Annotated in this window: 16 protein-coding genes; 6 read left to right on the top strand and 10 right to left on the bottom strand. The window is 64.7% G+C overall.

The window, feature by feature from the left end:
• Positions 1–197: 197 nt before the first annotated feature.
• Entirely contained in the window at positions 198–1,715 is a 1,518-nt protein-coding gene (locus U5A67_RS15530; RefSeq protein ID WP_321815007.1) for a PLP-dependent aminotransferase family protein, read from the bottom strand.
• Positions 1,716–1,840: 125 nt separating this feature from the next.
• Between U5A67_RS15530 and U5A67_RS15535 the strand changes: the two genes are divergently transcribed.
• Entirely contained in the window at positions 1,841–2,302 is a 462-nt protein-coding gene (locus U5A67_RS15535) for a GNAT family N-acetyltransferase (protein ID WP_321815208.1), read from the top strand.
• A 7-nt stretch (positions 2,303–2,309) separates the two neighbouring features.
• Here U5A67_RS15535 and U5A67_RS15540 read toward each other — a convergent pair whose 3' ends face one another.
• The 3 genes from U5A67_RS15540 to U5A67_RS15550 all read right to left on the bottom strand — a co-directional run bounded on the left by U5A67_RS15540 (position 2,310) and on the right by U5A67_RS15550 (position 4,826).
• Positions 2,310–2,891 carry a DUF3501 family protein gene (locus tag U5A67_RS15540; RefSeq protein WP_205984416.1) on the bottom strand — a complete coding sequence of 194 codons (582 nt, stop codon included), beginning with the start codon at positions 2,889–2,891 and terminating at the stop codon, positions 2,310–2,312.
• 40 nt (positions 2,892–2,931) lie between these two features.
• Entirely contained in the window at positions 2,932–4,284 is a 1,353-nt protein-coding gene (locus tag U5A67_RS15545) for a heterodisulfide reductase-related iron-sulfur binding cluster (RefSeq protein WP_321815006.1), read from the bottom strand.
• 119 nt (positions 4,285–4,403) lie between these two features.
• Positions 4,404–4,826, bottom strand: a complete 423-nt coding sequence (locus tag U5A67_RS15550) for a rubrerythrin family protein (protein ID WP_205984418.1) — start codon at positions 4,824–4,826, stop codon at positions 4,404–4,406.
• 350 nt (positions 4,827–5,176) lie between these two features.
• On the opposite strand from U5A67_RS15550, the gene U5A67_RS15555 reads away from it, so the two are divergent.
• Together U5A67_RS15555 and U5A67_RS15560 are read left to right on the top strand one after the other, a co-directional pair.
• Positions 5,177–5,536: a DUF3564 domain-containing protein gene (locus tag U5A67_RS15555; RefSeq protein WP_205984419.1), complete on the top strand. Its 360-nt coding sequence runs from the start codon at positions 5,177–5,179 to the stop codon at positions 5,534–5,536.
• Positions 5,537–5,850: 314 nt separating this feature from the next.
• Positions 5,851–6,627 carry a DNA/RNA non-specific endonuclease gene (locus U5A67_RS15560; protein ID WP_321815005.1) on the top strand — a complete coding sequence of 259 codons (777 nt, stop codon included), beginning with the start codon at positions 5,851–5,853 and terminating at the stop codon, positions 6,625–6,627.
• A 71-nt stretch (positions 6,628–6,698) separates the two neighbouring features.
• Here U5A67_RS15560 and U5A67_RS15565 read toward each other — a convergent pair whose 3' ends face one another.
• Together U5A67_RS15565 and U5A67_RS15570 are read right to left on the bottom strand one after the other, a co-directional pair.
• Positions 6,699–7,292 (bottom strand): YSC84-related protein, encoded by a 594-nt coding sequence (locus U5A67_RS15565; RefSeq protein ID WP_321815207.1) that lies wholly within the window; start codon positions 7,290–7,292, stop codon positions 6,699–6,701.
• A 148-nt stretch (positions 7,293–7,440) separates the two neighbouring features.
• Positions 7,441–8,175, bottom strand: a complete 735-nt coding sequence (locus U5A67_RS15570) for a peptidoglycan DD-metalloendopeptidase family protein (RefSeq protein ID WP_321815004.1) — start codon at positions 8,173–8,175, stop codon at positions 7,441–7,443.
• Between the two features lie 426 nt (positions 8,176–8,601).
• Here U5A67_RS15570 and U5A67_RS15575 point away from each other — a divergent pair, with 426 nt between their 5' ends.
• Positions 8,602–8,862: a hypothetical protein gene (locus tag U5A67_RS15575; protein ID WP_205984421.1), complete on the top strand. Its 261-nt coding sequence runs from the start codon at positions 8,602–8,604 to the stop codon at positions 8,860–8,862.
• A 30-nt stretch (positions 8,863–8,892) separates the two neighbouring features.
• Here the strand turns inward: U5A67_RS15575 and U5A67_RS15580 are convergent, their stop codons facing one another.
• The 3 genes from U5A67_RS15580 to U5A67_RS15590 all read right to left on the bottom strand — a co-directional run bounded on the left by U5A67_RS15580 (position 8,893) and on the right by U5A67_RS15590 (position 11,757).
• Positions 8,893–10,131 carry a dienelactone hydrolase family protein gene (locus U5A67_RS15580; RefSeq protein WP_321815003.1) on the bottom strand — a complete coding sequence of 413 codons (1,239 nt, stop codon included), beginning with the start codon at positions 10,129–10,131 and terminating at the stop codon, positions 8,893–8,895.
• A gap of 72 nt (positions 10,132–10,203) precedes the next feature.
• Positions 10,204–10,848: an HAD family hydrolase gene (locus U5A67_RS15585; protein WP_321815002.1), complete on the bottom strand. Its 645-nt coding sequence runs from the start codon at positions 10,846–10,848 to the stop codon at positions 10,204–10,206.
• A 129-nt stretch (positions 10,849–10,977) separates the two neighbouring features.
• Positions 10,978–11,757, bottom strand: a complete 780-nt coding sequence (locus tag U5A67_RS15590) for a Crp/Fnr family transcriptional regulator (protein ID WP_321815001.1) — start codon at positions 11,755–11,757, stop codon at positions 10,978–10,980.
• A gap of 81 nt (positions 11,758–11,838) precedes the next feature.
• Here U5A67_RS15590 and U5A67_RS15595 point away from each other — a divergent pair, with 81 nt between their 5' ends.
• Positions 11,839–12,387, top strand: a complete 549-nt coding sequence (locus U5A67_RS15595; protein ID WP_321815000.1) for a DUF962 domain-containing protein — start codon at positions 11,839–11,841, stop codon at positions 12,385–12,387.
• Positions 12,388–12,402: 15 nt separating this feature from the next.
• On the opposite strand, the gene rarD is transcribed toward U5A67_RS15595, so the two are convergent.
• On the bottom strand, positions 12,403–13,296 hold the full coding sequence (gene rarD / locus U5A67_RS15600; RefSeq protein WP_321814999.1) for an EamA family transporter RarD: 894 nt from the start codon (positions 13,294–13,296) through the stop codon (positions 12,403–12,405).
• A 334-nt stretch (positions 13,297–13,630) separates the two neighbouring features.
• Here rarD and egtD point away from each other — a divergent pair, with 334 nt between their 5' ends.
• A complete protein-coding gene (egtD, locus tag U5A67_RS15605; protein WP_205984427.1) occupies positions 13,631–14,611 on the top strand; it encodes an L-histidine N(alpha)-methyltransferase in 981 nt (326 codons plus the stop codon).
• Positions 14,612–14,662 lie beyond the last annotated feature (51 nt).

Below are 14,662 nucleotides of genomic sequence, written 5' to 3' on the forward strand. Positions count from 1 at the left end.
GCCGCTCCCGTGCCGCGAGCGAGTTTCGCCTGCGTGGTGGTCAATGCAAACCATGTGGGATTGTCGAGCAAGCTTCGGTCGTGACGGCTCATCGTTGTCTCGCGGTGGGTCGATTGAGTAGGTAGAGATTCTATGGCTGCGCACGAAGGCGGTATAGAAGCGGAAATGACAACATCGGCATCATTCGCGCCATCCGGTCAGAGCGCCTGGTTGGCGGACATCTCCCGCATCACCTTCGCCAGCGTCTCCATCAGGCGATCCGATGCCTCAGGCGTGGCCTCTGCATAGCCTAGCAGGAAGCCGTTATACGGTACGTGATCCGCACTATTCGCACCTGTTGCGGCCTTTGCGCCCAGCCAGTAAGCGCTCAAAGGCGAAAGCGCCAGACCATGTTCCCTCGCCGCTTCGCTCACGGCCACATCGGCGAAAGGCGCATCCAGGCGCACGCTCAAATGCATGCCGCCCGCGTCCGCCGACACCGTCATCAGCCCGCCCAGATGCTTTTCGATGGCCGCCACGAGTCCGTCGCGACGCGCCAGATAGAGCTTGCGCATGCGCCTCAAATGCCTGGCGTAGCGCCCGCTCTCGATGAAATCCGCCAACGCGAGCTGCTCCGCCACGCGTCCCTGCCGTACCAGCGTGCGATGCGCCATTTCCATCTGCGGGACGATCTGGCGCGGCACGATCATGAAGCCGATGCGTAGCGCGGGAAACAGCGTCTTGCTGAAAGTGCCGAGGTAGATCACGGGGGTATCGTCGGCGAGACCTTGAATCGAGGGCAAAGGCGGCCCGTCGTGGCGCAGTTCGCTGTCGTAGTCGTCTTCGATGATCCACGCGCCGCACGCCCGCGCATGTTCGATCAGCGCCAGACGCCGTTCGAGACTCAGCACACAGCCCAGCGGATATTGATGCGAAGGCGTGAGATAAACGAGGCGCGGCGGCGCATCGCGCCAGTCCTCTTCGCGCGCGGCCATACCCGCAGCGTCCACCGGAATGGGCACAAGCGACAATCCCGCCGCGAGCATCGCCACACGCGCGCCCAGATAGCCTGGATTCTCGATCCACACGCGCTCGCCTACATCGGCGAAAAAACGTGCGCTGATGTCGAGACTCGTCTGCGTGCCATCGGTGATGAAAACCTGATCGGGCTGGCAGCGCACGCCGCGCGACACGCGCACATATTGCGCAATCGCCTGACGCAAGGCCGGCTGGCCGACGCTATCGCCATAGCCAAGCTCGCTCGCGTCCACTTCGCGCATCGCACGCTCCACCGCCGCGCGCCACTGCACGAGCGGAAACGCGTCGAGCGCGGGCACGCCGGGCCGCAACGCCGCGGCAGCGCCGCTGGCCGCACGACGTGGCGGCAGCTCGCGCACGCGCCGCGAGAGCGTGCGCGCGGCGCTTGCGGACGGCTCGATCTGCGCCGACGGTTGCGCCGCCGTGGCCTTCACATCGTTGACCACCGAACCATGCCGCGTGGCCGTGACGAAACCCTCATCCACCAGCCGCTCATACGCATAGAGCACCGAATTACGCGCGATATCGAGTTCTTCCGCGAGTGTGCGGCTGGAAGCGAGACGCGTACCACGGCCAATATCGCCGTCGAGAATCGCGCGGCGCAGGCTTTCGTAAAGCAGGTCCTGTTGCGTGAGGCGGCGCGCCGCGCTCGCGCGCGCACGGCGCTCGTAGGCCGACATCATCAGCGCGTAGTCCAATCTCGTGGCTCCATTTTTTGTCGCGTGGGTGGGACTAACAATGGTGCCACAAATCGCCTACGCTGGCGTCTGTTATCGATTGCCGAACATTGCCGCGAGTCGGCTTGAAGACAAGGAGAACCATGATGACTGAAGCGATCGAGGTGCGCGCCGTCACGCCTGCCGATTACGACGTATGGCGTCCGCTCTGGGACGGCTACAACCGTTTCTATGGCCGCTTTGGCCCCACCGCGCTGCCCGAGCCGATTACCGCAACCACGTGGACGCGCTTCTTCGACGGCTACGAACCCATGCATGCGCTGATCGCGCTGCACGGCGAACGCGTAGTGGGTCTCGTGCACTTCATCTATCACCGCAACACCACGCTCGACGGCCCGATCTGCTATCTGCAGGATCTTTTCACGGCCGAAGATCTGCGCGGCAAAGGCGTGGGACGCGCGCTGATCGAAGCGGTTTATGCGCACGCAAAGGCCTCGAATTCGAAGCGCGTCTACTGGCACACGCACGAGACGAATCACACGGCCATGCGCCTCTACGACGATGTCGCCGATAAACCCGGCTTCGTCATGTATCGCAAGGACGTTTAACGCACGCTCACGCGAGATCGCTCACCAGCGACGCGCGCACGGCGCCCTCGATCGACTGCGCGGGCAAACGGTAATGCGGATGATCGCAACCGATCGACAACGCCGCGCCCGCGCGCAGTTTATCGATCATCGCAGGCGTGAATTCGAAGCGCACGAAATGCACGGCCGAGGTCTTTTCGGCGTTATCGCGTTCGAGGTCTTCATCGGCGATGGCGTGCACGGGCGGCTCACCTGCCACCTGCATGAACACGCGGTCTTCGATGCCGATCAAACGCGCAAGCGCGGCTCGCCGCTCGATCTCGTTGTCGTACTCGATCTGCAGCGTCGCTTTCAGATTGCTGCCATCGGGCACGAGCGGCAGATAGGCGTCGAGTTCGCCCTGGATGCCATCCTCCTCGAAGATCCGCTCGATGTGCAGCATCTCCTGAATCTGATAGCGGATGGTCGCTTCGTCCTCGAACAGAAAGGTCAGGTGATTGCCCAGCGCCACGGCGCGGCGCTTCTTGTGCTCGATAATCTGGCTGCGCATTGCGGTGCGCTGTTTCGCATAGGATTCCAGCGACAGCAGCGAATCTCTGGCGATCGTCATGGGATGTTCCTCTCGCTTGATATTTGCATCGCAGTACGTATCAAATGCCATAGGCTTTTCGCAACAGCGTAAGCGGGTGCGCAAGCGGCGGTGCGCCGCTCTCCGCATTCGCGAGCTGGTTCTCTTCGATGCCTTGCGCAATATGATGTCCCGCAAGCTGGCAGTCCGATGAAATGAAATCGGGATCGCTTAGCGCCATCTGCTTGAAAACGGGCGTGCCGATCTTCATCGACATCGCGTGAAATTCCTTTTTCACGCCGAATGTGCCGGCGTGCCCCGAACAACGCTCGACCACCGTCACCTTCGTTTCCGGCACGAGCGAAAGCAGGTCCGAAGTTTTTCGGCCGATATTCTGTACGCGCGCGTGACACGGTACGTGATACGACACCTTGCCTAGCGGCGTGGTGAAATCGGTCTTCAGCAGACCATCGCGATTGCGCGCCACGAAGTATTCGAACGGGTCCCAGAACGCGTCGCTTACGGCGCGCGTATCGGCATCGTCGGGGAACATCAGCGGGAGTTCGTGTTTGTACATCAGCACGCAGCTAGGCACCGCGCCTAACAGCGCATAGCCTTCGCGCGCGTATTGCGCAAGCACCGGCATATTCGCGGCCTGTTTCTTTGCCACGCCTTCCAGATTGCCTTGCTCGAGCAGCGGCATGCCGCAACACGCTTCGCTTTTCACCAGCACATAGGGAATGGCGTTGTGATCGAGCACCGCCAGCAAGTCGTGGCCAATGCCCGGTTCGTTGAAATTCACGTAGCAGGTTGCGTAGATCGCCACCTTGCCGGGCGTGCGCTCGCCGTCGCGCACCTCGCTCGACGTGGTCTTGCGCGCCGCGCTGCGAAATTTACGCGTGGCAAACGAAGGCAGCCATGCGTGGCGATCCACGCCCAGCGCATCTTCCATGACGGCGCGCATCGGCTTCGTGGCGTTCACCGCGTTGACGGTCTGCGTCACAACGGGAATGCCTGCGAGATGCCCTAACGCATCCGTATTCGACAGCACGCGATCGCGTAGTTGCACCTCGCCGTTGCGATAATGAATTGCCTTCGCGCGCAGCATTAGATGCGGAAAATCCACATTCCACGGATGCGGCGGCACATACGGGCACTTCGTCATATAGCAGAGGTCGCAGAGATAGCATTGATCGACGATCTTTGCATAGGATGCCTTATCGACCTCATGCGCTTCGCCCGTATCGGTTTCATCGACGAGATCGAACAGCGCCGGAAACGCGCCGCATAGCGACACGCAACGCCGGCAGCCCGCGCAGATATCGAACACGCGCGCGAGTTCGTCGTCGAGCTTCGCCTGATCGTAGAACGCGTCGCTTTGCCAGTCGAGCGGATGCCGCGTAGGCGCTTCGAGACTGCCTTCCTTGTGGGGCATGACGTCTCCTTTTTCTATTTGATGTAAGGCACGCCATGCGCACGCATGCACGCGCGCGCGGTTGGACCGCGCGCCGCCAGTGCGTCGCGTGCGCCAGTAATGACGTGCCGTGCGCGAACTTATTCGACCAAAGCGTCCAGCGCTTTCGAATAGCGGTTGGCGTGGCTGCGTTCCGCTTTGGCGAGCGTTTCGAACCAGTTGGCGATTTCGTCGAAACCTTCGTCGCGCGCGGCCTTGGCCATGCCGGGATACATGTCGGTGTATTCGTGCGTTTCGCCCGCGATGGCCGCCTGCAGATTCAGGCGCGACGTGCCGAACGGCAAGCCCGTCGCCGGATCGCCGACCGTCTCCAGATATTCGAGGTGGCCATGCGCGTGGCCGGTTTCGCCTTCGGCAGTCGAACGGAACAGCGCGGCGACATCGTTCTGCCCTTCGACATCGGCCTTGGCAGCAAAGTAGAGATAGCGGCGATTCGCCTGGGATTCGCCCGCGAAGGCGTCCTTGAGATTTTGCTCGGTCTTCGAGCCTTTGAGCTGTGTCATCTATGCCTCCATCCTGTATTTGGGGACGCGGCGCGACGCATCTTCGTGCGGTGCAGCAAGACGCTATGCGGACTCCGCCGCTCTATCAATCTAGGAAATGCCGTTTGCGTTCCCAATTGCCATTTTCAATCTCGCCGATAGTGCGTTGAACGAAATGCCCGCAAACGGCCTCGAAGCCTTGAGCGACGGCGTGTCACAGACGTCCGCCCGCCTTCATCGCCTAATCTGAAGATTGAGTTGTCCCAATATGTGAATAAACGACTTGCGGATGGAAACATACGTCCTAGACTGAGAATTTCCCTTGGCCCAGACTGTCGCGCGTCCGCCCACGCGCTCTTTTCGGAGTTCACATGCGACTGACGATTTTGATCAACGGTCCCGATCCGACCGTGAATCATGATTACGCCGTGCTCTGGCTCGATACCGACCAGCAACGCTGGTCGCGCGAGTCGCACGCGGGCATCGATCTTCCCGAATGGGGCGAGATGCACGATGCCAACGGTGTGACGGCGCTGTGCGCGCCGCTCGCCGACCAACCGCTTTGCACCCTGCGCGGCCTGCACGTGAACCGCCGCCAGGAAATCAGTTCCGCGCACGGCGACGCCACGTGGTCGTGCGAAACCTCGCATTCGCCAATGGAAGGCCAGTGGCGCCTGCAAGCCGTGGATCGGCAGAAGGTCCACGCTGAAAACGCGCTCTTTGCTGGCTGAGTTCGGGCTCCTCGGGCTCCGAGGGTTCACTCCCAGCCAGGTTCCAGCCGCTTTCCTGCTTGATCGCGTGACGTTCCGGCACGCCGCGCTTCGCAACACCTATGCAACACCCTATCGCCTGTTCACGTCCGCACCGCCGCCTCGCGGCGGTGCCGTCCCTCTTTGCGCCGATCCGCATCGCATGACCTGCACATGACGCGATATGGCCGCGCACGAGCCTGCCCGCTATACTTTCAGGCCCTTTACTGACCTGACGCGACGCCGCGCGCAAGCCTGCGCCACGCCCGCGCGCTTTCTGCCTTTCCGATTCGCCGATGAAGAAGCTGTTTGCCTGTCTCGCCATGGCTTTCGCAGGCCATGCGTTCGCCGCACCCGCCTGTTCCGCATTTGTCCCCGACGGCCAGTTCCCCACGCTCACGAACGCGCGCATGGCGCCGAAGACGCACATGCTCTGCTATTCGGATTTCGTCGTGCTGCACTCGGGCATCACGCACGGGCCACTCTGGTCGGCGGAACACCTGACGCGCGATCACCTCGACGCCGCGAAGGACATGACCCGCACCAACCGCTTCTTCGAAGACGACCGCCTGCCGGCCGGCGAAGGCGCGACGCTCGCCGATTACAAGCGCAGCGGTTTCGATCGCGGTCACATGAGCCCGGCGGGCAATCGCTGGAATCCGCAGGCGATGGCCGAGTCGTTTTCTCTGGCCAACATCGTTCCCCAGAACCGCGACAACAACCAGCGTCTGTGGGCGCATATCGAAGCGGCCGTGCGCAAGCTCGCCGATAAATACGGCGAAGCCTATGTCGTGACCGGCCCGCTGTTCACCGGCGCGCAATTGCAGACGATCGGCGCGACGCGCGTGCTGGTGCCCACGCAGATCTTCAAGGTGGTGTACGTGCCGTCGCAGAAACTCGCGTTCGCGATCGTCGCCGATAACGCCAGCGCCGACCGTTACGACATCCGCCCGGTGCGCGATCTGGGCGCGCAGGCAGGCATCGCATTCCCCGGCATTCCCGCCGATGTCGCCGCCAGGACGAACGTGGCCTTCAACGGCCACGCCTTTACCGTGCGCAAATGGGGCTGGTGAGCGCGTGAAATAAAAAGCGCGGTGACAGCCTGCTGCACCGCGCCGGTTGAGTCGTTACCGCGGCTACGCGCCTAAAGGTCGAGCCGCGAAACCTTCGAGCCTTCGAGCGAAACGCCCGCCATCAGGCCCGCGTTGGTGAGCACGATGGCCTCGATCGGATTGACGGCCGTTGACGTGTCGATCGTGCCGTTCGCGCCCATCTTCACGAGCGCGACGGTGCCGTCCGCGCCCGCCGCCCAACCGCTGCTGCGGCGAAAGCGATCGTAAGCGCCCTGCGTCATGAAGGCGTAGAAGATCGCGCGCGATTGCGCCCCCACCTGGAAGCCCAGCGAACCCGAGGTCGTGCTGAAATAGCCCACCGTGCGGCCGCTCGCGCGCAGCGCGCCTTTGCCGTACTGGCCGCCCACGCCAAAACCCGCGCCGATCACTTCAGGAAACACCAGCACCGCGCGCGCCTTCGAAAACAGTTCGCGCGAGCCCTTCACCGTGCTGTAGAGACGCGCAAGCGCCGCTTCCACGTTCGCATCGATTTCGCGACGCGCGTGCAGGTTCGCATCGGCCGAAGCGGAACTGGCGGGCGTGGCGGTGCAGGCGCTCAGGCCGGTCAGGCTTGCGAGGCCTGCGAAGCCCGTGCAGGCGGTTGCGAGGAATTGTCGTCGGTTGATGGCTTTCATTTCGATACGGACTCCACAACGATCTTCACGATTGCGCGCGCGGCAGTTTGCCCAGCGGATCGACGGGCCTGCCTTTCTCGCGCACTTCGAAGAGCAGCGTGCCGACGCCCGCGGCATCGGCGCCGCTGGTGGCAATCGTCTAGCCCTGCTTGACGGATTCGCCCTGTTTGACGAGCAAGCGGCCATTGCGGCCATAGGCGGTCACGAGACGTGCGTCGTGTTTGACGATGATGAGCTTGCCGTAGCCCTGGATGCCCGTGCCCGCGTAGACGACGCGTCCCGCAGCGGCCGCTTTGACCGGCTCGCCGGGCGCGCCCGCGATCAAGATGCCGCGCGACTTGCCCGGCGCGAACGACGTGGCCACGCTGCCGTTCATCGGCCAGACGAAGCGGGAGGCCGGGGCGGGCGCGGCGGGCGCGCGAGGTTTGGCCGCAGGCTCGGGCACTGCAGGCGCGGCAGGCGTCGCGGACGCTTGCTTGACCGGCACAGGCGCCGGAGCGGGCGCCGCCGCGCTCTTCACCGGCGGCGCAACCCGCAGCAGTTGCCCCACTTTCACCTGTCCCGAAGCCGGCAGCTTGTTCCACGCGACGATATCGGCAGAACGCTGGCCGTGCGCGGCGGCGATGTGATAAAGCGTGTCGCCGGTCTTCACGCGATAGAAGTCCTTCGCGGCGGCGGCTTTGCTCGCGGTGGCAGGCACCTCGGCCACCACTCTGGACGTGGGCACGACCACCGGCGTGGCCGAAGCCGGCCCGGGCGCGCTGGCCTCGGTGGCGGCAGAAGCGTCGTCGGCGTTGCTATCGTCGCTGGAACGGCTGAGCGGCTGCCACGGCGTCAACGTGCAAGCCGCGAGCAGCGACACGCACGCACTCATCACCACTGCGAGGCACGCGCCCCGCCTTTGCGCAATACGCGAAACCCGCATCGTCAGGCCCGTGTATCGATGATTGCCGATGCGTCGCCGCACGCGCTCGCTTCAGCCAGTTTCACCGCCACGACGGCGATTTCGGCCACCTTGTCTAGAATTCCCATGACGCACTCCTTGTTCAGGCAACAGGTGCGTCATCATCATCGGTTTGCCGTGAAGTGCAGCGGATTCGCGATTCGGTGTTGATCTGCGTCAGCGCGGCGTTGCCAGCCTGACAATGGCTTCACATTCACGCACAGCGCTCTACCGTTTTGGCTGTCAGATTCGAAGATACAGACTGGGCGGCGGGCATCGGCAGACAGTTTGCTGGCCGTGCGCTGCGTTTTTTATAATGCGAGCCCAACGTGCATCGCGCTCAAGGAGGAATACAAGGTGTTCGACGCATACGCAAACGACGACGATGTCCTGAACGTGCAGGGCGACGCGCTCACGCTCACCAACGGCAGCACGCGCGTGACGCTGGCCGGCACGCTCGACATCACGCGCGACCGGCGCGGGCTGGCCGCCGCGCTCGCGCTGAAGGCGGCGCTCGATAACGTGGTGGCGAAGCTGCAGGCCGACCCGCATCTGCCCGCGCAGGTGAAGGAGGAGCCGGACGCGAAGCCCGGCGTGATCGACAATCCGTTTCAGTAAGCAGCGCGATCCATCGCGTGGAAGGCCGGCTTAGAACGGCTTGCCTTCGCTGCTTTTCCACGCCGGCATGAGCGTGTTCGACGGCAGGGTTTCGTCGAGCAGTTTCTTCGCGCTTTCGATGCCGGCAATCGGCAGGCCGGTGGGATCGATCGCGCCGATCTGCGCCAGCACCGAAGCCTGATCCCAATAGATGTGCTCGTTGTAGAGCTTGCTGCCGCGAAAGCAGATCACGGCCAGCATCGGCACTTCGAAATACTTGCCGGTGGGCGCGAGTCCCGGCAGCAGCCAGTCGATCTCGCGGTCATGCGTGCAGCAGAAAATGAATTCGTCGACCACGCGATCGGAGCCGATGGTGCGCGAGATCGGAATCAGGCGCGTGTCCTCGGGATTCGAGTGCACGAAATGGTGCGTGTAGAAGCGCTTGAGTTCGTCGTGGCCGACGCCGCCCGTCATCGTCGGGATGTGGTTGACGTAGGGCTGCGCGACCATCGTCGGCATCACGTCGTTGGGGTTGCGCGCGACGAATTCGTGGTAGCAGTGCTCTTCCCACAGCGCGTTGAAGTCGTAGATCGGGCCCATCACGCGGCGCAACATTGCGAGCGAGCGCGAGTACGCCATCATCGCCGCGGCCTTGTCGAATTGCGGGCGCGCGGGCGAGGCGAAGGCGTGATCGCAGCCCGGATACGTGTAGAGCTCGACGCCCGCCGTGTCCGCCAGCGCGGCTTCGATGCGCGCGCGCGAAGCCGCGTCGCACCATTTGTCCTCGCCGCCGAAGTGCAGCATCAGCGGGCAGCGGATCGTTTCGGCTTCGTTCAGATACGCCTCGAGACCCACGGCGTAATAGCCGATCGCGCAGTCGATGTCGGTGCGCGCCGCTGCCAGATACGCGAGCTTGCCGCCCAGGCAAAAGCCCAGCGCGCCCACCTTGCCGCGCTGCGAAGGATGCGCGCGCAACGCGCCGAGCGTCTGCGCGATATCGTCGAGCGCGAGATCGACATCGAAACGATCGTGCAGCGCGAGCGCGCGCGCCATGTCCGCGCCTTCGTAGCCCAGATCGACATCCGGCTCCAGACGCCAGAACAGGTCGGGCACCATGACCACGTAACCTTCTTCGGCGTAGCGCTCGGCGGTCGCACGCATGTTCGCGTTCACGCCGAAGATCTCCTGCAGCAGCACGAGACCGGGGCCGCTACCTTCGGGCGGCAGCGCCGTGTAGGCGCGGAATTCGCCGCCGTCGCGCGACTTCACCGTGGTCCATTGTCCGTTCATGGGGTCGTCTCCTTCAGTTGTTTTCGATGTCTCGTGTCCGCTCGCCTGTCAGTCGCTCACAGGGTTACCGGCTCACGCCGGCGCGCCGAAGTCGCCAGCCGGCGCGAGCGACGGGAACGGCGCTTCGCCGCGTATCCATGCGTGGTTGGCGAGTTGCGACATTTCCAGGTCGCCGCGACTGTCGCCATAGGCGTAGAGCGTGGCGGGCGCGTTATCGCCCCACCAGGCGCGCAGCCGCGCAACCTTCTCCGGCCCCCAGCAGTTGCGGCCCGCGAGCCGCCCAGTGTAGACGCCATCGCGCCATTCCAGCTCGCTCGCCAGCACGGTGTCGATGCCCACCGTCGGCGCCCATTTGCGCAGATAGATCGACGGCGACGCGCTCACCAGCACCACTTCGTGGCCCAGCGCCTGATGTTCGCGAATGCGCTCGAGCATCTCGGGGCGCAGCAGCTCGCGCAGGCCGTTAGCGGCAAAACGCTGTGCGGCGGCGTCCAGCGCCTCGCGGCGCACCGGGCCGAGCGCGGCTTTCAGGAAGCGCGCCTTGGTGCGGCCGCGATCCGACCAGCCGGGCGCGATGCCCGCGAGCCACGGCAGGCAGCGCAGCGCGGCGAGCACGAAACGCGTGCTGCCTGCCGTATCGAGCATGAAGGCGCGGAAACTGTCGGACGTGGTGATGGTGCCGTCGAAATCGAAGGCGGCAATGACGCGGTCGGTCATGAAGCGGTATCGGAAAGCGCCGCGCGCAGGCGGCCGGTTGAAAGACGGGTTCGGCAGCGCGGGCAGGCGCGCTGTAAGCCGCGTCATTGTCGGGGCAAAAGGCGCGCGGCTGCAATGCCGATCGCCGCGTCAGCGCGCCTGCTGCTCCAGACGCGCGGCATCGACGATCTCGATTTCGCCGTAGCGCAGCACCAGCAGGCCGTCGCGCTCGAACTGGCGCAGGATCTGGTTCACGGTCTGGCGCGACAGCGCGAGCATCAGCGCGAGGTCTTCCTGCGGGACGTGGATCACGTGGCGGGCCGCATCGGTGTCGGGCGCGTCGCTGGCCGCGTCGAGACCCGCTTCGCCGTAACCGGCCGCCAGCAGCAGCAGACGGCGCGCCACACGCGGCGCGGCGGGCAGGAGCGCGCTTTCCTCGATGGCCTCGAAGGCGAGGCGCAGCTTCTGCGCCAGCAGCAAGCCGAATTCATGCCAATACGCGGGCGTTTCGTCGAGCAGCGCCGCCAGCGCCGCGCGCGGCACGTGAAAGAGCGTGGTGTCGCGCTCGGCATAGGCATCGTGCGTGCGCACGCCGGAATCGAATAGCGCGATCTCGCCAAGCCAGCTCACCGGGCCCATCAACGCGAGCAGCGCCTCGCGTCCGCACGCGCTCGCCGCGCCGATGCGCACCGCGCCGTCGAGCACGCAATAGACGCCGTCGGCGGCGTCGCCTCGCAGAAACAGCCGCTCGCCCGCGCGCAACGTGCGCACGCGGCCACCGGCGATCAAACCGGCGCGCAACGGCTCGGGCAGACCGGCGAACCACGTGCTGCGCGCCAGCGCCGCCGCGAGGCACGGCGAGACAGAGTCGAGCGGCAGTCCAGGTGGAGCGGCGTTCGTGATGGCGGAATCGTCGGAGCGTGAAGTCATCGAGTCGAGATTGTCGGCTAGCCGAAGGTCTGCGGCGGTGCGCCCGACGATCATAATGACTTTAGAGACAAGGGGACATCCATGAGAAACCTGACCGATCAGCTCACGCAATACGCCGAATATCATCGCGACTCGCGCAATATCGCCACGCATTTCGTCGGCATTCCGATGATCGTGCTGGCGCTCGCGGTGCTGCTTTCGCGGCCGGTGTTCGCAGGCGTTGCGTGGCCGCTCGCGGCCGTGCCGCTCTCGCCCGCGTGGCTGCTGTTCGGCGCGACGATGCTCTATTACCTCGTGCTCGACGTACCGCTCGGCCTGATGATGGCCGTGGTCGCGGCGGTGTGCCTGAGCATCGGCGCGTGGTTCGCGCAGCAGGGCACGGCGATGTGGCTCGCGGGCGGCATCGGGCTTTTCGTGGTGGGCTGGGCGTTCCAGTTCATCGGCCACGTGGCCTACGAACATCGCAAGCCGGCTTTCGTCGACGATCTGGCGGGCCTGATCATCGGGCCGCTTTTCGTGCTCGCCGAGGCGCTGTTCGGTCTGGGCTGGCGCCCCGCGCTGCGCGAGGCCATCGAAGCCAAGGCCGGCCCTACGCGCATCAATCCGCCGCGCGGGCACGCGGCGCGATAAAAGCCGTCTACGCGCTCAGCGCGAATGGCGCACGAGGCGCGCGCCGTGCAGCGCCGTCAAGGCCACGGCGATCCAGATCGGCACATAGGTCGCGAGCTGGCGCAGCCCGAGATGCTCGCCCAGCAGCGTGACGGAGATGACCACGAGCAGCACCGGCTCGACATAACCGAGGATGCCGAACAGCGCCATCGGCAGCAGCCGGCTGGACTTCAGATAGGTCGCGAGCGCGATCGTGCTGATCAGACCGAGCCCCGGCAGCAGCACCCAGGCCAGCCACGCGTGGCTGCTCACCAGCGCCAGCGAGCCGCCCGTATGGACTTCGATGAAGGCCACGGGCAGCAGCAGGATCATTTCGATGGCGAAGGTCACGAGCGAATCCGCGTGAATCTTGCGGCGCAGCACGAAGTACGGCGGATAGCCGAGCGCCGTCAGCAGCGTCGGCCATGAAAACGCGTGCGTGGCCCACAGTTCGTGCGCGACGCCCACGGCCGCGCAGGCCACCGCGATCCATTGCAGCGGCTCCAGGCGCTCGTGATAGTAATAGCGCCCGACCAGCACCATCACCAGCGGCAGCATGAAATAGCCGAGCGACACTTCGAGCATGCGCCCGTGCAGCGGCGCCCACAGGAACACCCAGATCTGCAGGCCGAGCAGCGCGGCGCTGGTGGCCAGCATCAGCGCGATGCGCGGCTGGCGTATCGCGCGCATGACCAGTTCGAGCAACTGCGGCAGGCGCTTGCGCACCACCAGCAGTGCGAGCGCGCCGGGCACGGTCCAGATCACGCGCCAGGCGAAGATGTCGAGGCCGCCAAGCGGCGCGAGCAACAAGGTGTACGCCGACATCAGCGCAAACAGCGCCGATGCGGTCACGGAAAGCGCGATGCCGCGCCCGGTGTCATTGGTGTTCATCGGCGGATTGCGGCCATGCAAAAAACAGGCGGCGCCGGAAAAGACGTTGTCATTTGAATCGGTTATTGAATTGGGAGCGCTGTCTGTCACTGCGCGCCAGCCGGCATTCTAATGCGCTGCAGGCCGCGCCGGAACGCGGGCACGGCCGATGCGCCCTCCGCTGCCGCAGCGAAAATCGCAATTTAGTCCGTGTATTGCCCGGCGCGATGGACTAGAACGGAAGTCTTCGCTGGAGAACCGCCCTTCGTTCGGGGCGCGAACCGTCGTCGCTCCCATCGTGCGGACGACGGTTGCGCGCACCGCACGCCTGCTGTCCCACGATCCAGGAGCCCGCATGACCCTGCCCGCCTCCCGCCCCGATCCCCAATCTCCCGCGCTTGCCAGCTTCGCCGCCGATGTCCGCAGCGGCCTCATGCACGCGCCGCAGAAGGAATTGCCGTCGATGTATCTGTATGACGAAGTCGGCTCGGCGCTGTTCGAAGTCATCACGGTGTTGCCCGAATACGGCGTCACGCGCTCGGAAGAACGCCTGCTCACGCGCTACGCCAATGAAATCGTCGAAGCCCTGCCCGCCGATGTGACGGTCGCCGAACTCGGCAGCGGCAGCGGGCGCAAGACGCGCCGCATTCTGGAAGCGCTGTGCCGCAAACGCCCGACGTCGTATTGTCCGATCGAGATTTCGCGCACCGCCTTGCAGTTGTGCCGCCGCGAACTGGCCGATATCGAGCGCATTTCCATCGTCGGTTACGAGCGCGACTATCTGGCCGGTCTCGCCGAAGTCAGCCGCCAGCGCAAGAACGGCGAGCGCCTGCTGGTGCTGTTTCTCGGCAGCACGATCGGCAACTTCGCGCGGCTTGCGGCCACGCGTTTTCTGCGCGAGATCCGCGCGATGCTGCGCCCCGGCGACACGCTGCTGCTGGGCACCGATCTCGTAAAGCCCGTCGATACGCTGATCGCCGCTTACGACGACAGCATCGGCGCGACCGCCGCGTTCAACCTCAATCTGCTCTCGCGCATCAACCGCGAGCTGGACGCCGATTTCGACCTGCACGACTTCGAGCACGTCGCGCGCTTCAATCCCGACGCGCGCAGCGTCGAGATGCATCTGCGCGCGAAGCGTCACGTGCACGCGCATGTAGGCGCGGCGCGGATCGACATCGATATGGAAGCCGGCGAGACCATCTGGACCGAAAGCAGCCACAAGTATCACGCCGATGAAATCCCCGCGATTGCCGCCGATGCGGGCTTCAGCTGCGCGCGGCAGTGGATCGAGAAGGATTGGGGCTTCGCGGAAAGCCTGCTGGCCGTCGCCTGATGCGATGAAAATGCCGTAAAGGCGCTGCAAAAAACGCAAAAGCGGTGCGCC

The sequence above is a fragment of the Paraburkholderia sp. J69-1 genome (assembly GCF_905220255.1).
Lineage (GTDB): Bacteria > Pseudomonadota > Gammaproteobacteria > Burkholderiales > Burkholderiaceae > Paraburkholderia.